This window comes from Hymenobacter amundsenii (genome assembly GCF_002204745.1).
Lineage (GTDB): Bacteria > Bacteroidota > Bacteroidia > Cytophagales > Hymenobacteraceae > Hymenobacter > Hymenobacter amundsenii.
In genome coordinates this window covers 261,414-281,472 of sequence record NZ_NIRR01000001.1, presented here as the reverse complement: position 1 = coordinate 281,472, position 20,059 = coordinate 261,414, and the positions used below count along the sequence as shown (strand labels likewise).

At 59.3% G+C, this 20,059-nt stretch carries 16 protein-coding genes; 7 read left to right on the top strand and 9 right to left on the bottom strand.

The genetic code is table 11. The annotated features are described in order from the left end of the window. Nucleotides 1–604 precede the first annotated feature (604 nt). Nucleotides 605–1,372: an IS5 family transposase gene (locus CDA63_RS01240; protein WP_088462622.1), complete on the top strand. Its 768-nt coding sequence runs from the start codon at nucleotides 605–607 to the stop codon at nucleotides 1,370–1,372. 74 nt (nucleotides 1,373–1,446) lie between these two features. Here CDA63_RS01240 and CDA63_RS01235 read toward each other — a convergent pair whose 3' ends face one another. Together CDA63_RS01235 and mfd are read right to left on the bottom strand one after the other, a co-directional pair. Continuing rightward, nucleotides 1,447–2,691: a M50 family metallopeptidase gene (locus tag CDA63_RS01235; RefSeq protein WP_126546674.1), complete on the bottom strand. Its 1,245-nt coding sequence runs from the start codon at nucleotides 2,689–2,691 to the stop codon at nucleotides 1,447–1,449. A gap of 103 nt (nucleotides 2,692–2,794) precedes the next feature. Beyond that, nucleotides 2,795–6,289: a transcription-repair coupling factor gene (gene mfd, locus CDA63_RS01230; RefSeq protein ID WP_088462620.1), complete on the bottom strand. Its 3,495-nt coding sequence runs from the start codon at nucleotides 6,287–6,289 to the stop codon at nucleotides 2,795–2,797. A 198-nt stretch (nucleotides 6,290–6,487) separates the two neighbouring features. Here mfd and CDA63_RS01225 point away from each other — a divergent pair, with 198 nt between their 5' ends. The 3 genes from CDA63_RS01225 to CDA63_RS01215 all read left to right on the top strand — a co-directional run bounded on the left by CDA63_RS01225 (nucleotide 6,488) and on the right by CDA63_RS01215 (nucleotide 9,264). After that, nucleotides 6,488–6,700 (top strand): hypothetical protein, encoded by a 213-nt coding sequence (locus CDA63_RS01225; protein ID WP_088462619.1) that lies wholly within the window; start codon nucleotides 6,488–6,490, stop codon nucleotides 6,698–6,700. Nucleotides 6,701–6,785: 85 nt separating this feature from the next. After that, nucleotides 6,786–7,526, top strand: coding sequence for a metal-dependent hydrolase (locus CDA63_RS01220; protein ID WP_088462618.1), 741 nt, complete (start codon nucleotides 6,786–6,788; stop codon nucleotides 7,524–7,526). Between the two features lie 712 nt (nucleotides 7,527–8,238). After that, the gene (locus tag CDA63_RS01215; protein ID WP_317044025.1) at nucleotides 8,239–9,264 is read left to right on the top strand and encodes an NYN domain-containing protein; all 1,026 of its coding nucleotides are present in this window, start codon (nucleotides 8,239–8,241) and stop codon (nucleotides 9,262–9,264) included. A gap of 135 nt (nucleotides 9,265–9,399) precedes the next feature. On the opposite strand, the gene CDA63_RS01210 is transcribed toward CDA63_RS01215, so the two are convergent. Further along, complete coding sequence (locus CDA63_RS01210) at nucleotides 9,400–9,870, bottom strand: PaaI family thioesterase (RefSeq protein WP_088462616.1); 471 nt, start codon at nucleotides 9,868–9,870, stop codon at nucleotides 9,400–9,402. Between the two features lie 138 nt (nucleotides 9,871–10,008). After that, complete coding sequence (locus CDA63_RS01205; protein ID WP_088462615.1) at nucleotides 10,009–10,467, bottom strand: GNAT family N-acetyltransferase; 459 nt, start codon at nucleotides 10,465–10,467, stop codon at nucleotides 10,009–10,011. A 149-nt stretch (nucleotides 10,468–10,616) separates the two neighbouring features. On the opposite strand from CDA63_RS01205, the gene CDA63_RS01200 reads away from it, so the two are divergent. Then, complete coding sequence (locus CDA63_RS01200) at nucleotides 10,617–11,105, top strand: YajQ family cyclic di-GMP-binding protein (RefSeq protein WP_088462614.1); 489 nt, start codon at nucleotides 10,617–10,619, stop codon at nucleotides 11,103–11,105. A gap of 149 nt (nucleotides 11,106–11,254) precedes the next feature. After that, the gene (locus CDA63_RS01195) at nucleotides 11,255–12,025 is read left to right on the top strand and encodes a TerC family protein (protein ID WP_088462613.1); all 771 of its coding nucleotides are present in this window, start codon (nucleotides 11,255–11,257) and stop codon (nucleotides 12,023–12,025) included. A 94-nt stretch (nucleotides 12,026–12,119) separates the two neighbouring features. On the opposite strand, the gene CDA63_RS01190 is transcribed toward CDA63_RS01195, so the two are convergent. From CDA63_RS01190 to CDA63_RS01170, 5 genes are all read right to left on the bottom strand, one after another. Further along, a complete protein-coding gene (locus tag CDA63_RS01190; protein ID WP_088462612.1) occupies nucleotides 12,120–12,512 on the bottom strand; it encodes a hypothetical protein in 393 nt (130 codons plus the stop codon). 10 nt (nucleotides 12,513–12,522) lie between these two features. Then, on the bottom strand, nucleotides 12,523–12,915 hold the full coding sequence (locus tag CDA63_RS01185; RefSeq protein ID WP_088462611.1) for a J domain-containing protein: 393 nt from the start codon (nucleotides 12,913–12,915) through the stop codon (nucleotides 12,523–12,525). A gap of 2 nt (nucleotides 12,916–12,917) precedes the next feature. Beyond that, on the bottom strand, nucleotides 12,918–13,331 hold the full coding sequence (locus CDA63_RS01180; protein WP_088462610.1) for a hypothetical protein: 414 nt from the start codon (nucleotides 13,329–13,331) through the stop codon (nucleotides 12,918–12,920). Nucleotides 13,332–13,411: 80 nt separating this feature from the next. Next, on the bottom strand, nucleotides 13,412–16,093 hold the full coding sequence (locus tag CDA63_RS01175) for a T9SS-dependent M36 family metallopeptidase (protein ID WP_088462609.1): 2,682 nt from the start codon (nucleotides 16,091–16,093) through the stop codon (nucleotides 13,412–13,414). A gap of 159 nt (nucleotides 16,094–16,252) precedes the next feature. After that, nucleotides 16,253–16,792, bottom strand: a complete 540-nt coding sequence (locus CDA63_RS01170; RefSeq protein ID WP_088462608.1) for an RNA methyltransferase — start codon at nucleotides 16,790–16,792, stop codon at nucleotides 16,253–16,255. Between the two features lie 237 nt (nucleotides 16,793–17,029). Between CDA63_RS01170 and mutS the strand changes: the two genes are divergently transcribed. Next, nucleotides 17,030–19,837, top strand: coding sequence for a DNA mismatch repair protein MutS (gene mutS, locus CDA63_RS01165; RefSeq protein ID WP_088462607.1), 2,808 nt, complete (start codon nucleotides 17,030–17,032; stop codon nucleotides 19,835–19,837). Nucleotides 19,838–20,059 lie beyond the last annotated feature (222 nt).

The following is a 20,059-nucleotide window of genomic DNA, read 5'->3' as shown; positions in this document are numbered from 1 at the left end:
GACAGCGCAGCAGCTACTCATCGAGGCGGTTGCGGAGCAGTTTGATGGTTACTATCTGTTAGCTCTGACCCTCCAATCTGTTGGCGAGTCTTTCGTTGCCAGGTGAACAGAAATGGCAGCAGACCCAGTATCAGCAACGTTGTTCCCGCAATAGCTAAGCGGGTGGCGAGTGGCCACTCTTCGAGCGGCAGCCGAATAAGTGCCACACTTTTCAAAACAACTTTGCTCTCATAGTAGTGGGTCCAGGAAGTGACTACAGCTAGGACGAATAGCCCGATAGGAATAAGCTTGCTCTCTCGTCGATGACATACAACAAGCGCTGAAAGAACGCAACTGGCTAAAATAGCTAGAAACCATACATACAAAGGGTCTGCTATCAACCCACTTACATCTTCTGTTGATAAGCCTTGAGCGGAGGCGGTTACTGCCTTAATTGCTCCCTGTTCGTATAATTCCAGTATCCTGGCGTATAGAATTATCGCTAATTGCCGCGCACCAAGTATGAACAAAGGCACAGATAAGAGGGTGTTGGGGAATTAGCGTTGTGCCAAATAAAAGCAAGTCAGTAAGTTGCGGGTGGAGTTCCTAGGCTCCCACTCGCATTATGGTTGACGGATACCAACCCCTTACTGACTCGCAGTGGCAAGTTATCGCGCCCCTGCTGCCCGTGCAACGTAAACGGCAGCATTGCCTGCGCCATATTTTGGACGCCATCCGCTACATCTGCCGCACGGGCTGCCAATGGCGCAGCTTACCCACGTGCTTCGCTCCCTGGTCAGCTGTGTATTACTATTTCCGCCGCTGGCAGCTCAACGGGCTCTGGCAGCAACTCACTGACCGGGTCAATCAGGCCGACCGTCTGGCCGCTGGCCGGGCGGCGGTGCCCTCGCTCATTTGCCTTGACAGCCAGAGCGTGCGGCTGGCCCCGCGCATTTTTGAGCACCGGGGCCTGGACGGCGGCAAACACGTCAATGGCCGCAAGCGGCAGATTCTGACCGATGTACAGGGGCGTATCCTGGCTTGTCGCGTCCACGCGGCCAACGGCCACGACGGGGTCGAAGCGCTGCTGTTGTTGCCCACCCGTTCCCAGTGGGGCCAGCGGCTGGTGACGGTGGTCACGGACAAAGGGTATCGGGGGCGCTTTGCCCAGCACCTGGTTCGGCTGGGCCTTACCCACCAACTCGGCAGCCGCCCACCTAGCGCCCGCGGCTTCGTGCCGGTAGCCAAACGCTGGGTCGTGGAGCGAACCTTCGCCTGGCTCACGGGATTTCGCCGTTTGGCTATTGACTATGAATTTACGCCTCGTTCGCACGAAACCTGGATACTAGTCGCTAACATGACCATGTGTCTCAATCGATTAGCACATGATTAATCCCCTAACACCCTCTAAGAAATGCAGGAAAAGTAAGCGCCAATTGATTTTTGGGAAACGTAGAATCATGTCCGTTAAGCTGATGCAGTTATGAAAGGTATCTGCTCAATTTTGGACTGTAAATCATGAATGCGTTCCGCTGCTTGTATGTTGAATCCGGAAGTAATAGAATTTTGAAGCTGCTTATGAGCAGCCCGGAGAAATACTCCGGCCTCAGCACTATTTCCCTCGGCCCACGTTACGGCTGCCTGAGCGAAAAGCCCCTCTTGCTCTGTAAAAGGCTTTACCTGTCGGGCTTGGTTCAGCCAAAGGCGTGCCTGTGCTGCATTGTTTGTTTGCAGAACGGCTATGCAGGCAGCTTCACAAAATAAATATTGTTGCACACTTGCTGAGGCAATGTCCTTGCGCTCAATTGCCTCATTTAGGTGCAATTGGGCCTTTTCAAAATCATGGCAATCGTCAAAGTAAGCATAGGCCCAACAATGCGCATAGCAGTCGAGTACATTGTTGCTAATGGTTTCGCTGCTGTATGACAAAAGGCTGCTTATCAGTTCATCCTTCCATAAACGTGGACGAATGCCAGCATAAGAATCGCCTGAAAGCTGCAGCAAAAAGAGCTGCTGATACATTGCTTTATCCCGTCGAAGCAGATGTAAAAGCATGAGGCCATTTGGGATGTCACCAGAAGTAGTCGTTAAAGGGATGAATCCTATTACTCCTAGGAGCACGGAGATCCATCCAAAAACTGAGAAAAAGGAGGTGAATAAATACTTGAGTAGAGTGCTTTCAGCCGGGCTACTTTGTAAAGCTGGTAAAGTGGCCAGCAGCAAAAGAGCGAAGCCACCACTCAATAGATTTACTGTCGGGCCGCTGGCTACCACCAGAATATAACGGCGACGTAGGTGCTCATAATTGGTGGTATACCCCCGGACCTTACCCACCATGTTATAGCTAAACTTCTGCAGGCGAGTTTTCCAGCCGTCTGGCTTTCGCTCTAGAAGCAGAACGCCGGTGTTAAATTCTACTATTTTGAAATCTGCCAGGAGTGCTCCTGATATATGTCCTATCTCATGAATAAGTACGGCTAAAAAGGTGGCAGATAAGAGAAGCGGAAGCCAAAGTAATAGTAAGCCTAACCAAGGGAGCTGTAACGAATCTGCTTTGGATGAGAAGCTGTTGAACCAATCGGCCCCTTTTAACCACAATACGAGACCCAGCGACAATGATACGTTGAACAAGCCCTGTCGCCTTTTCTTCCTTTTTAGTTGCTCAGGAGTAAGGGCAGACTTAGGGGTGTCAGGTTTAGAAAAATCTAGCATAGCATTAATAGGCAAGGGCGGTGCCAGCACCGCCAATTGAGGGCAATAAAAATAGGCGCTATTTCCGAAGAAATAGCGCCTATTTTTTAGCTAGACGGATTACCTACACCCCCACCGATTCCTCGCTGCCTAGCTCGCTGAGCAGGCGCTTGGCGGCGGCTACGCTGGTTACGTTTTCGAGGCTGAGGATGAGCTGCTGCTTGCGCTCCTTGAGGGTGGCCGAGTTGGGGTGGGTCTGCACGTAGGAGAGGATGTTGCCGAAGGTGTCACTCTGGAAGTAGGCCTCATTGTTTTCGGCCGCGATGTAGCCTTTGAGCACGTGCTTCTTGTAAGTGAGGCGCTCGAAGCCCGCGTGGCGGCCCTGCCAGCGCAGGCGCACGATGTCGGCGAGCTGCTCCACTTCCTCGGGCAGCGGCCCGAAGCGGTCCACAATGCCACTGAGCAGCTTGCGCAGGTCCTCGGGGTTTTTGGCCCTATCCAGCTTGCTGTAAAGCTGCAACCGCTCCGACACGCTGCTCACGTAGCGCTCGGGAATGAGCACCTGGAGGTCGGTTTCGATGTTGCACTCCTTGGGGCCGGCCGCCCCGGCGGCTTGCTGGAGGCGCTGGGTGGGGTCGCCGAGGAACAAGTCGCGGAACTCAGTTTCCTTGAGTTCCTGCACCGCCTCATCCAGAATTTGGTGGTAGGTCTCGAAGCCCAGGTCGTTGATGAAGCCCGACTGCTCGCCACCCAGCAGGTTGCCCGCCCCCCGGATGTCGAGGTCGCGCATGGCCACGTTGAAGCCCGCGCCCAGGTCCGAGAACTCCTCCAGGGTGCTCAGGCGCTTGCGGGCGTCGCTCGGCAGGCCGGCCACCGGGGGCGTGAGCAGGTAGCAGTAGGCCTTTTTGTTGGAGCGGCCCACCCGGCCCCGCATCTGGTGCAAGTCGCTCAGGCCATGCATGTGGGCGCGGTTGATGATGATGGTGTTGGCGTTGGCAATGTCGAGGCCGCTCTCGATGAGCGTGGTGCTTACCAGCACGTCGTAGTCGCCGTCCACGAACTTCATCATGCGCTTTTCCAGCACGTTGCCATCCAGCTGCCCGTGCACGTACGACACGCGGGCATCGGGCACGAGGCGCAGAATCATGCTGGCCTGCTCCTCGATGTCCTTGATGCGGTTGTGCACGAAAAATACCTGCCCGCCCCGCTTGATCTCGCGCGAAATAGCGTCCCGAATCAGCAGCTCGTCGTACACGTGCAGCTCGGTTTGCACGGGCTGGCGGTTGGGCGGGGGCGTGGCAATCACGCTCAGGTCGCGGGCGCCCATGAGCGAGAAGTGCAGGGTGCGCGGAATGGGCGTGGCCGAGAGGGTCAGCGTGTCCACGTTCACCTTGATTTCCTTGAGCTTGTCCTTGGTTTTTACCCCGAATTTCTGCTCCTCGTCAATCACGAGCAAACCCAGGTCCTTGAACTTCACGTCCTTGTTGGTGAGGCGGTGGGTGCCGATGAGGATATCGGTTTTGCCCTCCGCCACCCGGCCCAGCGTCTCCTTGATCTGCTTGCTGCTCTTGAAGCGGTTCACGTACTCCACCGTCACGGGCAGGTTGCCGAGCCGCTCCCGGAACGTTTTGTAGTGCTGCATGGCCAGAATGGTGGTGGGCACCAGCATGGCCACCTGCTTGCCATCGGCCACGGCCTTGAAGGCCGCCCGGATGGCTACTTCGGTCTTGCCGAAGCCCACGTCGCCGCACACGAGGCGGTCCATGGGGTGGGGCACCTCCATGTCGCGCTTCACGTCTTCGGTGGCCTTGGCCTGGTCGGGGGTATCCTCGTAAATAAAGCTCGATTCCAGCTCGGCCTGCATAAACGAGTCGTGGGCGAAGGCGTGGCCGGGCGCGGTTTTGCGCTTGGCATACAGCCGGATGAGCTCGGCGGCAATGTCCTTCACCTTCTTCTTCACCGACTTCTTCTTGTTCTCCCACTCCGGCGAGCCCAGCTTGCTCATGCTCGGCGGCGTGCCCTCGGCCCCGCTGTACTTGGCAATCTTGTGCAGGGCATGAATGCTGACCGTAAGCACGTCGTCGTCGCGGTAAATCAACCGGATGGCTTCCTGGAGACGGTCGTTGATATCGACCTGCGTGAGGCCGGCGAAGCGGGCAATGCCGTAGTCCTGGTGCACCACGTAGTCGCCGGGTACTAGGGTGCGCAGCTCCTTGAGGGTGAGGGCCTTTTTCTTGGAGAACTTGCGGGTTTCCTGGGCCCGGTAGAACCGCTCGAACAGCTGGTGGTCGGTGTACACGACCAGCTTCAGGGTTTCATCGATGTAGCCCTCGCGCAGGCCCAGCAGCAGGTGCTGGAACTGCACGTTGTTGTCGAGCTCATCGAAAATGGTGCGCAGCCGGTCGGCCTGGCGCACCTGCTCGGCGGCAATAATGTTGGTGTAGCCTTTAAGCTGGTTTTCGTGCAGGTTCTTTACCAGCCGCGCGAAGTCCTTGTTAAAGCTGGGCTGGGGCTTGGCCGTGAAGGCAAATGCCTCGCCGGTCTTGAAGTAGAACCGCTTGCCAAATTCCACGATAGGAAACCCGTCGAGCAGCTTCTTAAACGACTTAACCGACTCGAACAAATCCTCCGGCTTGCTTACCACCTGCGTGCCGCCGGCCACGGCTAGCAGCTCCTGGAAGCCCGCCTCGGCCCGCTCAAACGACTCCGTTACCACGTCCAGGGTCTGGCGCAGGTCCTTGGCCCATAGCACGGTGTCGTCGGGAATGAAGTCGAGGAACGCCTCCCGGGTTTCCTGGAGCAGCTTGGTCTGCACGTTCGGAATGATGCTCACTTGGTTCTTCTTGTCCACCGAAAGCTGGCTCTCGGGGTCGAAGGTGCGAATCGTTTCCACCTCATCGCCGAACAGCTCGATGCGGTAGGGCAGCTCGTTGGCGTAACTGAAAATGTCCACGATGCCGCCGCGCACGGCAAACTGGCCGGCCTCGTACACGAAGTCGCTCCGCTCGAAGTCGTACTCAGCCAGCATCTCGCTGATGAAGTTCACGTCCAGCTTGTCACCCACCTTGATAATGAAGGTGTTTGCCACGAGGCTTTTCCGGTTGATAACCTTCTCAAACAGCGCCTCAGGATACGTTACGATCAGGGCTCCCGGCGTCTCGCCCGCCTCGGCTTCCCCGTTCGGGCCATCGGTGGGCTTCTTGGCCTTGGCGGCAGGAGTTGCGGGGGAGGCTTTGGTATTCAGCCGGTTCAGCACCTCGGCCCGCATGAGCACGTTGGCGTTTTCGGTTTCGTCGAAGCTATAGGGCCGTTTGTACGAGCTCGGAAACAGCAGCGGCTCCTCGTCGGGCAGCAGGTGCTGCAAGTCGGCCAGGAAATAAGCGGCCTCGTCACGGTCGTGCAGAATGAACAGGTGGGGCCGGTCGGGGTGCTCGTGGTGGAGCGCCGCAGCCAGTACCGCATCCTGGGAGCCCACCAAGCCGCGCAATTGCAGGCGAACCGGGGCTTCGGGCGCGGTGGCGGGCCGCAGCGAGTGGCGGGTGGCCGGGTTCAGGCGGGCACCCACGGTGAGCACGGTGGGGTCGAGGAAGTAGAGCTTGAGAAAGTCGGAAACCTGCAAAACGCGAAGAGGCTAGGAGGGAAGGCAAAGGTAGAAGCCCGGCCGGAGGGAAATCCGGTCGGGCGGGGTAGGCAGACGGCGCGGGCGGCGCGCTAGTCAATACCCCAGCCAGCCCCCGAAAGTTTCCGCCGCTTTTCCCGGTTCGCGCCGTATCTTCCGACTTCACGCGGCACAGAGTCCGAACCCGGACGCAAGGCTATGGTAGACAAGCAGCCCGCCCCCGGCGGCGACGAGTGGGACGACATTGTGCAGCAGCTGCGCCAGATGAGTGAGCACGTCCGCCAAGACGGTCCCCTGCCCGAGCAGGAGCGGGCCGCAGTCGAAAGTGCCTTCCGCCAGGGCCTGGCCCACCTCGAAAACGAAGTGCAGGGCCTGCGCGGCGGCCTCAAAGGCAGCAGCGGTAGTTTCTAAGGCTGCTAAATCAGAAATTAAAAGAAACCGAGATTCTTCACGGCGCTCTGAATGACGTTTTCTTCCTAACCACTAGTCCCCAACATTGCGCGGTTCTTCTCACCTAGCCATTGGCCTGATTACCGGCGTGGCCGTGGCCGGCCTCGTGCCGGGCGTGCCATTTTCGCCGGCTGGTATTGCCCTGGCGGGTTTCTCGGCCCTGGCCCCCGACCTCGACCACCCCAGTTCCCGGCTCAGCCGGCGGCTTGGCTTCACCCAACAGTACGTACGCTGGGCCTTCTTGGCAGTGGCCGTTAGTATGGCGGCGTATGCCTACTGGCAGTTGCTGCCGGGCCCCGACCGGCGGCTGGCCTTCACAGTGGCCTTGGCCTTCGGCCTGATTGGCGGTGCCATGCAAGGCGAAACTACCCGCCGGCTGGCCTTGCTATTTACGGGCCTGTGCACGGTGTTGGCAGGCCTTTACACCGGGTTTGTGTGGTTGAGTATGCTCGGCTGCTTCGTGTGCCTAGCCCCGTTCAGTAGCCACCGTACCTACACCCATACGCTCTGGGCTGCCGCCTTCTGGACCTACATCGGCCACCTAGCCAACCAGAGCTTGGGCTGGCACGGGGTAGCCCTGTTTGCGGGGGGCGGCTACGTGTCGCACCTGCTGGCCGACTCACTCACCAAAGCCGGGGTGAAATGGCTGATGCCGCTGGTTGATATCAGCTTTAAAATTCCGCTTATTCGCACCGGTTCGCGCAGCGGCAATTTGCTCGAAGTAGCTATCTGCATTGGTTACGCGCTGCTGGTGCTGGCGCTGGTGGTCAGCCGGCTACAGTTTTAGCGCCCTCCAGACGCTGGCTGCAGATTTTGCCACGAGCAAGTCGCCGCCCCGCTGCAGCCAAGTAAGCTCGACCGTAGTATTGGTCAGGGCGCGGCGGTTGGCCTGCCAAATCCGATTCCGAAAATGAGTCGCAGGTTCTTTGGTCTAAATCAGGGTTAAGTTAATCCGCCAAAACCGTGCATCGGCCGAAATTTGTGCCTGCATGCACTCCTAACTATTACCTTTCAGTCAGTAATTCTATTATCCATCAGCCGGTGCCACTTAGGCCTGAGCCAGAGGCTACTACCCATTGCCCATCGTTCGTTGGCTAGCCCAACGCCTTGGCCGTAGTCCGGCAAGGGAACTGATTCATTTTAATTTCCGCTAATAAGCAGCTATGACTTCATACTGTACGTCAGTTTGCGCTAACCCTACCGCAAGAAGGGCCCAACTATATGTTAGATCTGGGGCATTATGCCTCCGGCCTTACCGCCGCCGCTGACTTTGGCTGAGCCGGCCCAAACCGTCGCCGCAATGCCGGCCTCACCGGTTGTTAACCTAGTTAATGGGCCCGCACTTAACTCACTGGCCGCTTCCAAGAAAAGCCCTCCCGAAAACACGCCAACTCGTATCTTTGCCCCGGCTATTACCGGGAGTAGTCTTTCTGAACGCCCTCACCCGCTCGTACTCACACACCCCCTTTTGCGCTTAACCCAATCTACTTATGAACCAGATGAATAGCCCCCTGATCAGGATCGGCGTTTTCTACGACGGCAATTATTTCCTGAAAATCAGCGATTACTACTACTTCCAACACGACCGTAAGGCCCGTATCAGCCTCGAAGGTCTGCACGAGTTCATTCGTCATCAGGTAGCTGAAGAAGAGGATGTTGATGTACGCCTGAGCCAGATCATCGACTCACGCTTCTTCCGCGGCCGTCTTTCAGCTACCGAAGCCCGCGATAAGGACCGCCTGTTCCACGACCGGCTGCTCGACGATATCCTCATGAACATGGGTATCTCGACGCATTACATGCCCCTGAAAACGCGCGATGGCCGCTTGCAGGAAAAGGGCATCGACGTATGGCTCTCGCTCGACGCGCTGGAACTGGCCATGCACAAGAGCCTCGACGTGATTGTGCTCATCGCCGGTGACTCCGACTACGCGCCCCTCATCAAGAAGCTCAACACGGTGGGTACCCGCGTGATGCTGCTCAACTGGGACTTCAAATACACCGATTTTAAGGGCGAAAATCGCGTAACCCGCGCCTCGCAGCAGTTGCTCGATCAGGTAACCTACCCGATCCAGATGCACGAAATCATCGATCAGGGCCTCACCGACGGCGACGAGCTGGTGGATGCTCTGTTTGTGAATACGCCCGAGCCGGCCGCTTACCCCAGCACCAAGCCCGTGCGCCCCACCGGCCCTACGGCCGCTGGCCCGGTTGGCACTATCGGCATCAGCACTATCAAAAACCTCAAAAACGGCTTCGGCTTCGTCGTGATGCCGCCCAACAACCTGTTCTTCAGCTACGCTGATATGGCAGAGGGTGACTTCAACGACCTGCTGGAGGGCGACTGGGTGGAATTCACCGTCGGCCGCAACCACCGCGACGAAGACTGCGCCCGCAACGTGCGGAAAGTCGAGGCGCCCGAAATGGAGGAAGGCGACGAGGACGACTATGGCGACGAGCAGGAACACGAAGACCACGATGAGCACGACGAGCATGAGTCGGCTCACTCGCCCGAGCGGATGTAATTTGTCGGCTTATGAGCTGCTAGCTGAAAGCCATTAGCTATTCACCTGACCGCCCATTAGCTTGCATAAATTGAAGGACCTTACCACGTTCAAATGTGATAAGGTCCTTTTTCTGTCCGGAATAGCGTTTTTCAGCTAACCAGCGCCCGGAAACAGCAGGTCGTGGAAGTCGCGCTTGGTGGCGGGGTAGCGGTTGAAGGTGCCCAGGCCCCGGGCCACCACTAGGTTGTTGCGGCCGGGGCAGCTGATGGTGGCGCTGCTTACGAGCAGGGTTTTGCCGGTGTGCTCCACCGTGCCGCGGGCTACTAGGGCGTCGTGCAGGTGCACGGGGTAGAGGTAGTTGATTTTGAATTCGACCGTTGAAACCAGCTCGCCCGCCGTGAAGGCCAGCGAGAGGGCGGCCGCTCCCAGGGCGGCGTCCATGAGGCCGGCCAGCACGCCTCCGTGGCAGGTGCCCGGCGACGATAGGTGCTCTGGGCCGATGGTCATGGTGTAGCGAATGTTGCCGGGCTCCTCCACGTGCAGCTCCATGCCGTTAGTGCGGCCGTACACGTTGATTTGGTTGTAAATAGTGATAAGCGACGTAATGTCGGCGGGGAAATCCATAGACGAAGCGGCAGGCAGATAGCGTGGGAAGGTGGGAAAAGGTAGGCACTTTCCGCTACAACGTGCCGCCACCGGTCTTTTTTGAGCCTCTGATCTGTTGGCTGGTGGCTGGTGGCTGTTGGCCAGCGAGCCAGCAGATCAGATGTCCCGGCGCATCAAAAAATGCGGGAGGCACCCGAAAAGCGTGTGCGACTCGGCCAGCACCAGGTAGCCTAGGCGCTGGTAGAACGGCACAGCTCCGGCGCGGGCGTGCAGCACGATTTCGTGCAGACCCTGGCGGCGGGCGGCGGCTTCGAGGTGTTCGAGTACCTGCTGGCCCACACCCTGCCCTTGCCAGTCGGGGTGCACAGCCATAAACCGCACCTGTCCCTGCTGGGGACCTGCCGGGTGCAGGCGGCCCACGCCAATGGCCTGCCCGGATTCGGTGGGCGAAAGTAGCAGGGCGTGGGTGGTGGTGGGAGCCTCGTCGTCGGGGGCTTGCTCCGAGCCGGGGGGCTGCTGCCAGGGCTGGCGCAGCACTTCGTAGCGCAGGCGGTAGTAAGCGGCCCACTCGGCGGGCGTTTGCGGACTGATGATGGTGGAGCCAGGAACGGACATGGATGAAAGCAGCTGACGGGAGGCCTAAAGAACGAACTATTGGCCACTTGCTACCGACTCGCGCGGCGGCATTTCGGCGCAGCCCTATCTTTGAGGAGCTGTTCTGCGTTAAGACAGTGTTTTCTCTTCCCCTTTTACCTTCCCTTCCTATGCCTTCTTTTGATATCGTGAGCAAAGTAGACCCGCAGACGCTCGAAAACGCGGTGAATACGGCCAAAAAAGAACTCCAGACCCGCTACGACCTGCGCGACACCAAGGGCGGCATCGAGCTCGACAAAAAAACCAACGTCATCACCCTCACCTCGGAAAACGACATGCGCGTGCGGGCCCTCGAAGACATCGTGCTCACCCGCCTCGTGAAGCAGGGCATCGACGGCACGGCCCTCGATTTCACGGCCGAGGCCCACGCCAGCGGCACGATGATGAAGAAGGAGGTGAAAGTGCGCGCTGGCATCGACAAGGACGCGGGCCGCAAAATTATCAAGGCCATCAAAGATGCCAAGGTGAAAGTGGAAGCCCAGATGCAGGACGACCAGGTGCGCGTATCGGCCAAGAAAATCGACGAGCTGCAGGCCGCCATTGCCGTGCTTCGCAGTGCCGACATCGGCCAGCCCCTGCAATTCGTGAACATGAAATAGGGGTTTTTGATGTGATAAATGTGGCCTGATGTGGGGCCGTACAGAAGGCAGCGGGGCGCTAAGTAAAGTGACTCATGCCAACTTTCTCTTCCCATTGCACACATTCATCCCACGTTTCCCTCATTTCCCACGCTTCGCACAGTAATCAAATGCACTTCGACTTTTCGGTTTTTTCCCAGGCGCATACCTGGGTGAGTTTGCTCACGCTCACGTTCATGGAAATCGTGCTGGGCATCGACAACATCATCTTCATTTCGATTATCGTTAATCGGTTGCCGCGGGCGTTGCAGCAGCGCGGGCGCACCATTGGGCTGCTGTTGGCGCTGCTGTGCCGCATCGGGCTGTTGCTGAGTATCAGTTGGATAGTAGGGTTGAAGGCGGCCCTGTTTACGCTCGATTTACCCTGGGTAGACGGGCCTTTCGGCGTTTCGGGCCGCGACCTTATTTTGCTAGCCGGAGGTCTGTTCCTGATTGGCAAGAGCACTACCGAAATCCATACCAAGCTCCAGGGCGAGGAGGAGGAAATGGCGGCCGGTAAAGGGCAGGCGTCGATGGGCAACATCATCTTCCAGATCATTCTCATCGACATTGTCTTCAGCTTCGACTCGATTCTAACGGCCGTAGGCCTCGTAGACAACGTGCTGATTATGATTCTGGCCGTGATTCTGTCAATGGTCGTGATGATTGTCTTCTCGGGCGTGGTGGCCGATTTCGTCAACCGCAACCCCACCATCAAAATGCTGGCCCTCTCTTTTCTGATTATGATTGGGGTGATGCTGGTGATGGAAGCTTTCCACCAGGAAATCGAGAAGGGCTACGTGTACTTCGCCATGTTCTTTTCGCTGGTCGTGGAAATGCTCAACATGCGCCTGCGCAAGAAAACCGAGCCCGTCCACCTGCGCGATTCGCCCTACGATTGAGGCCGATTCGTGAAGTCCGGTGCTACCACAAAAAGCCCGCAACAGCTGTTGTGGGCCTTTTTGGTGGTTTCAGTCGTCGTTGCGCGGCGAGGGCTTAGTAAAAAACGTAAAATGCCAGCAATAGCCCTAGCGCCACGCAGTTAACAAGCCCAAAGCTGAAGGCTTGGTCGGGGCGCAGTCGCCGCAGCAGTACGCCCGGGGCGGAGAGTAACACAGCGCCGCCGAGGACTTTCAACATGCCGAACCGGTCCAGGTCCCAGCGCTGCCCGCGCAGCTTACCCGAAAGCACATCCACGGTTTTGGGTAAACCAAATAAGCGCGTCTGATCAATTGCTATCCGGTCGCCAGGGACTAGGTCCGCCGAGGTTGAAGTGCGGAAACGGGCTTGTTCGGTGTAAAAAACCAGGTAAGACATATTCCCTCCCCCCCGGCTCCGGCGGGCCACGTAATCGAACCGCTGCACGGTTTCGTTGGGCAGGTGGGCCATGGTGGCGTAATCAGCGAACAGTAGCCCGACGAATATCACGCTGAACGCGGCCACCGCCCGTAACCACGGCCGGAAGCGGGCAAACTCCGCCGCGTAGTGAATATGCGTCGGTGGGGGCGATGCCCGGTAGCCGGGCCGCCGCCGCGGATCGGTCCGGGCCGGCGCTGGCCGGGTGGTGGGGGCTGGGGAGCCGTCGCCCGCCGCAGGCGGCGTCGTAGGCAGCGCGGCGGGTGGGGTTGCTCAGCACGTCGTAGGCATCGTTCACAGCCAAGAAGCGCTGATGGGCGGCCGGGTTGGGGGTGCGGTCGGGGTGGGTGAGCAGCACCAGCCGCCGGTAGGCCTGCCGGATAGTATCGGGCGAAGCATTGGCGAGCAGGCCCAGCGTGGCGTAGTGGGTGTTCACGGCTAGCGGCTCAGCTCCGCCACGGCGGCGGCCTGGTCTTGCACCCGGCGGGTGGCCAGCTCCAGCAGGCGGCGGTTGAGCTCGGGGCGGTGCTGGCGGTAAAAGGCCAGTTCGTCGGTCGTGAAGCTACCCACGACCAGGCCCACCACGGTGTAGCGCAGCTTGGTGTTGCGGGCCAGCAGCTCGCCCAGCAGCCGAACCTGGTCGGTTGCGTCGGCCGTGGCCATAGGTACATGGTGGTCGCGCACGAAGTCGGCTACTACGGCTAGTAGCAGCGGGTTCTGGAGCTTGAGCAACGGCCGCAAGGTGGCGTGTAAGAAGTCGCCGGGCGTAGACTCGGGGGTGCTGGCGGGGGCGGCTGCGACGGTTGGCCGCAAAGCCACTAGCGCCGCATCGGGGCGGGGGAAATCGGTCATCGGCAGAAAAGGTAAAAACAAAAAACCGCCCGGCAGCTTGCCGGGCGGGTTTTTTAGGTTGCCAACTGGCTCCCGAAAGCTTAGTGCTGGATGACGAGCTTCTTGGTGATGGTGCCTTCCGAAGTAGTCAGGCGCACCACGTACACGCCTTGGGCGATGCCAGCCGTGTTTACCGTTACGCCTTCCTGCTGGAGACGAGCGGCGGTAACGGTCTGGGTGCGTACGCGCTGGCCCAGCAGCGACACCAGCTCCACTTGTACCGGCACCGAGCTACCCACTTGGGTGCGGATGGTTACCTGCTCACGAGCTGGGTTGGGGTATACGTCGAGCAGTTGCTCGTTGAGCTGCTTGCTGCTGCCGAGCACGATGGCCGGCGGCAAGTCGAATGCGACCTTCTGGTCGACGAGGCTGCCGCTGCTGCCCTGGCTGGCGCTGAAGCCCATGCCCCGGCGGGCAAATGCTTTCCAGATGATGGCCGAGTTAGCGGCCTTGTTGTTGAGCGAGTCGGCCTTCAGGATGGCGTTGCGGCCGTCGATGAAACCAGGCGAGCAAGGCTGGAGCTTGCAACCGTCGAGCACGAGTTGGAGGGCAATGTTGTTGCCGCCAGTGCTGCCTTTCAGGTCGGCGTTGTAGCCATACTTCTCAATCAGCGCCCAGTTCATATCCCAAAGCGTAGTAGCCCACACGTAACCCACGGCATGCACGGGTACAGTACCGGCGGTATTTACGGCGTAGTTGCCGGTGCCTAGCAGGGCGTAGGTCGAAGGATTAATTTTGAGGTCGGTGCTGTAACGGGTGGGGCGGATACCGATACCATCGGTTCCCTGAAATGAGGCATACGTACCGATGCCGCGGCCAGTGGTGCCCAGGTCGCCGGGCTTGGTGGTCATCCAGAGGGCGAAGAAGTCGCTCCAGCCTTCACCCATCTGCTCCTGGCTGTTAAGGCAGGAAACGGCAGGGCCGCCGGTCAGGCGGGTCGAGATGCCGTGGCCATACTCGTGAGCAATGATACCGTTGTCGAAGTCACCGTCGCGGAAGAACTGGTCAACCCGGCCCGAGAAGCTCATGGTTACCTCGGTATTAGCGGCCAGTGCCTGCTTGATGCGGTTACCATCCGCCGTGCCAATCATGACGCCGGGAATACGGATGCCCGTGGTATCGCCGACGAAGCCGAAGGGCGACTGGTCGGGGTTGTTGTTGACAATAACGACCATTTTCGCGCCGGCGGCCTGGGCCTGTTGCACCTTGATTAGGAAAGTGCAGGTGCCACGGTCTACCACGGCAATGTTGCCACTAATGGCGGCGGCATTGGTATAGGGGCCGCAACCAAACGTCGGCGTGGTGGTGCCATCGGAAACCAGCACCAGCTTACCGCTAATCGGACCAACCTTGGCAATCGGCTTGGTGAAGGAGCCTTCGGAGGCCTTGATAACTCCGGCCAAGCCGGAAGGCGCGGTAATGATGGCGTCGGCTACCGTTTCATCCCACAGGTACATCTGCATCCGGGGGCGGGTACCGTCGACGGGTGTCGAGAAGTTGGCGTTGTTGAGTGATGGAGTGGCTATCGTCGATTGATCTTGGGCTTCGGCCCGTACATCATCACCACCCAAGCCCTTGCCTGCGTAGTTCTTGACCTGAAAGTTGCCACTGCCTTCGTTGAAGCCCTTGTAGGCCATCACGTCGTGCATGAGGTTGTTCCAGTAGAAGAGGTTGGTAATGGCCGCGTTCAGGTTGGTGAGGGCGGGTGCCGTCTTATCGGCGTTGAAAGGAAAGTCGAATACCAGATCGGCGCCGCCATCGGGGCTCACGTTGGTACCGGCGACGTACGTGTTGCTGTTGTTGCGGTCGTCGTAGGCGTGCACGTTGTTGCCGCGGGTAATGGTGTACTCCGCGCCGGCTACGCCGTCGGTATCGTGCCAGCCGAAGGGCGAAAACGTTTTATCGGCAGGATCGGTGACTAGTTGACGGGCACCGTGGCTCGGGCTCTCAATAGTGATAGGCCATACGTTGTAGCTGTTGACCGCCGCCGTTTGGTTGGCCGTGGTGGGCTTGGTTGGGGCCGGGGCAGCAGCAGCTTCGTTCAGGGGCCGCGTCAGGTTCAGGATGCTGAAATCGTCCGATACGGTGTAGTCGCTCTTGTCGAGCAGTGCTCCGGAAGAGGCATCAACGCGGGCGTTCCAGTAATGGTCGCCACTTTTCGGCGCCAGCGTCACGTCCCAAACCAGGCGTAGCGAGCCGTCGGCCATGGGTAGGTACATGAGCTTCACCGGAATCTTGTCTAGCGAAATGCCACCGTCGTTGAACTCCATGCCCTCGGCATCCGAGCCGGCCTTGAGCACACTCAGGTTGCCGGGGGCAGGCATATTCAGGGCGCGAGCGGCCGCAGACACAGCCTGCTCGGCCGAGAGGCCGGGAGCAGCCGGGCGGGCCTGCGCCTGCACCTGGGCGCGGAAGCTGCTGTGCAGCCCAGCCACCTTGCCGGCGGCCGTCAAGTGCACATCGGCCACGGCTCCGTACACCTCAATGCCCTGCACCCGCTGGCGCAGATACACGTGGGTAATGCCGTTATGCTCGTCCGTATACTGGCTCGTGATGGCGGCGTCGGCTGCATCGGTGGCTACTAGGCCGAGGCTGGCCGAACGGCTGCGCAGGGCGTTCAGCGCTGGGTTGTCAGTGGTCTGCTGGGCAGCCGCTAAACCCGGCAGGGCCAGCAGTGCGGCGGCGGCCAGCGTCCGGACCGAAGGAGTAAAGGTTGATTTCATCAAGCTATGGGAATGAGTGGGCGAAAGAAGGTTGCCAGTTTAACTGACAAGCAAAAAAACGTAGTTTCAAATCTACGTAGGATTTGCCGATTTTTTCCAACTAAAAATTAGAAAATACCCGTAGTTACTAGGCTTATTTTCAAAAAACCCTTCCCTTAGTTATGAAGCATCCCTCGGCATCTTGCTAATGAATTCCCAAAGAACCACGCCCGCTGCCACGCTCACGTTAAGGCTGTGTTTGGTGCCGAACTGCGCGATTTCCACTGCCGCATCGCATAAAGCCAACACCTCATCTTCGACTCCGAATACCTCGTTGCCCATAATCAGGGCGTAGGGCTGGCCGGGCTCCACTACGAAATCGGAAAGCGATATGCTGCCGGTGGTTTGCTCTACCGCCAGCAGCTGATAGCCGGCTGCCTTGAGCTGGTGCAGGGCTTCGAGGGTAGTGGGGGCGTACTCCCAGGCTACCGACTGAGTGGAGCCTAAGGCCGTTTTGGTGATGTCGCGGTGGGGCGGCCGGCCGGTGATGCCGCAGAGCCAGATTTTTTCCACTGCAAAGGCATCGGCGGTGCGGAAGGCGGCCCCCACGTTGTGGAGGCTGCGCACGTTGTCGAGCACGAGGGTAAGGGGGAATTTTCGCGTATTTTTGAAGTCGGCCACCGTCAGCCGGTTCAGTTCATCCATCGAGAGTTTGCGCATGCGGCAAAGGTAGGAACGCCCGCCGGGGCGATAGGCGTTCTAACGTCGCGCCTCACCCCCCCCCGGCCCCCTCTCCGAAAAAGGAGAGGGGGTGCGTTCAACAAATCGTAAGCCACCGCTTGAACGAACTACCTTGTCTCTTCCTCTCATTTTTCGGAGAGGGCCTGGGGATGAGGCGTATACGAGGGCGACAAGACAGAATACTATCAACTGGTAACTATCAACCGGCAACTGAAATTGAAAGTCATTAAAGAAAAAAAGCCCGTCCGCACGCACGGCACGCTGGGGCCGCCTGCCGTGGCCGATACGCCGCTGATGAAGCAGTACCAGCAGCTCAAGCAAACCTACCCCGGCGCGGTGCTGCTGTTTCGGGTGGGCGACTTCTACGAAACCTTCGGCGAGGACGCCGTAACGGCTTCGCGCATCCTCGATATCACGCTCACCAAGCGCGGTGCGGGCACGGCCTCCGAAACCCCGCTGGCCGGCTTCCCCCACCACTCGCTCGATACCTACCTACCCAAGCTGGTGCGCGCCGGGCAGCGGGTGGCCATCTGCGACCAGCTCGAAGACCCCAAGCAGGCTAAGGGCCTCGTGAAGCGCGGCGTAACCGAACTGGTGACGCCGGGCGTGAGCCTGCACGACAACGTGCTGGAACGCCGCGCCAATAACTACCTCTGCGCCGTGCATTTCGGTAAGCAGGAGGCCGGCATCAGCTTTCTGGACATCAGTACCGGCGAATTTCTGGTGGCCCAGGGCACCATCGAGTACCTGGGCAAGCTGCTCCAGAACTTCCAGCCCGCTGAGGTGCTCTTCTGTAAGAAAAGCCGCCGCGAGTTCGAGGAGCATTTCGGCCCTGACTACTGCCATTTCGCGCTCGAAGAATGGGTGTTCGGCCACGACTACGGCCACGAGCTGCTGACCCGCCACTTCAACACCACCTCGCTCAAGGGTTTCGGCATTGATGGGCTGCACGAGGGAATTACGGCCGCCGGCTGCGTGCTGCACTACCTGGCCGAAACCAAACACACCGACGTGGGCCACATCGGTAGCATCGGGCGCCTGGAAGAGGACAAGTACGTGTGGCTCGACCGGTTCACGGTGCGCAACCTAGAGCTGGTGCAGGCTCAGCACCCCGGCGGCGTGCCGCTTATCGACATTCTCGACCAAACCATTACGCCCATGGGGGCGCGGCTGCTGCGCAAGTGGGTGGTGCTGCCTCTCAAGGAGCCCGCCCAGATTCAGCGCCGCCTCGATACGGTGGACGCGTTGCTGCAAACGCCCGAGCTGCTGGAAAATCTGCAGCAGCACCTGCGCCAGATCAACGATTTGGAGCGGCTTATTTCCAAGGTGGCGGTGCGCCGCATCAACCCCCGCGAGCTGCTGCAGCTGGCCCGGGCGCTGGAGGCCATCGGCCCCATCCGCGACGAGCTGGCGGGTTCGGGCGTGAAGGCCCTGCAGAAGCTGGCTGACCAACTCAACCCCTGCGCCACGCTGCGCGAGGAAATCCAGGCCAAAATCCGGGAAGACGCGCCCATCCTCACCAACCAGGGCGGCGTGCTGCTCGATAACATTGATGCCGAACTGGACGAGCTGCGCCGCATGGCTGGCTCGGGCAAGGACTACCTGTTCCAGCTCCAGCAGAAAGCCATTCAGGAAACCGGAATTTCCTCGCTTAAAGTGGCCTATAACAAGGTGTTCGGCTACTACCTCGAAGTCACCAACTCCCACAAAGACAAGGTGCCGACCTCCTGGATTCGGAAGCAGACGCTGGTGAATGCCGAGCGCTACATCACCGAGGAATTGAAGATATATGAGGAGAAAATCCTGAACGCCGAGGAGCGGCTATTTGTCATCGAGCAGCGCATTTACACTGAACTCGTGCTGACGGCCGCCGAATACGTGCCCCAGGTGCAGCAGAACGCCCGCGCCATCGGCGTGGCCGACTGCCTGGCCTCTTTCGCCGCCACCGCCCGCCAGCACCGGTATGTGAAACCCGTGGTGGACGACAGCACCACGCTCGATATAACGGCCGGCCGCCACCCGGTTATTGAGCGTCAGTTGCCCCCCGGCGAGCAGTATATTCCCAACAATTTGCGCCTCGACCAGGACGAGCAGCAGATCGTGGTGATAACGGGCCCCAACATGGCCGGCAAATCGGCCCTGCTGCGCCAAACAGCCCTAATTGTGTTGCTGGCCCAGATCGGCTCCTTCGTGCCCGCCGACGCCGCCCACATCGGCGTCATCGACAAGATTTTTACCCGCGTCGGGGCCTCCGATAACCTGAGCAAAGGCGAAAGCACTTTCATGGTCGAGATGACCGAAACGGCGTCCATCCTCAACAATTTGTCGGACCGGAGCCTAGTGCTGATGGACGAAATCGGGCGCGGTACCAGCACTTACGACGGTATCAGCATTGCCTGGGCCATCGTGGAGCACCTGCACAATTCGCCTCGGGCGCGCGCCAAAACGCTGTTCGCCACCCACTACCACGAGCTCAACCAGCTGGCCGACGACTGCCCCCGCGTCCGCAACTACCACGTAGCCGTAAAGGAGGCCGACGGCCGCATTCTGTTCCTGCGCAAGCTGCGCGAAGGTGGCTCCGAACATAGCTTCGGCATCCACGTGGCCCGCATGGCTGGCATGCCCACGGCCGTCGTACTGCGGGCCAACGAAATCATGCACCACTTGGAGCAAGAGCGGGCCAGTACCGGCCTCGAACCCGACCAGCCCACTGAGTTCGATGACCTGTTGGTGGGCCTCAACGACGATGCTGATGACGCAACCGGCGGCAAAGTAGTGCCCCTGAACGGACGGGCCGCATCCGCCGAAGTGCCTGCTCGGCCGGCCGGCCCCAAAGCCCAGCCGGCCGCCGCCGTGCATTCGGCCCCGCGCCCCAGCCTGCAGCTAAGCATGTTCGAACCTGCCGACCCAGCCCTGGAGAAGCTGCGCGAGTTGCTGGAGAAGCTCGACGTAAACACGCTCACGCCCATCGAGGCCCTGCTCAAGCTCAATGAACTGAAATTGGCTATCGGTAATGGAAAGTAGGCCATCCGGGTGCGGCGACACCATTAGAATTGTTTTTGCCGTACCTAATGCCCGCCGGGGATTAATGGCAAGTAACGCTTCCATTCTTTGGGAGAGAAGATTTTCTGCCTGAAAATCAGGCGCAAAGCCCGCTAAGGAGTTATTTGAAGGGCTTTTTTTAGAATGTTGTCTTGACTTCATCGATTCCTGTACTACCTTTGTCACACCAAAACGCTCTAGGGC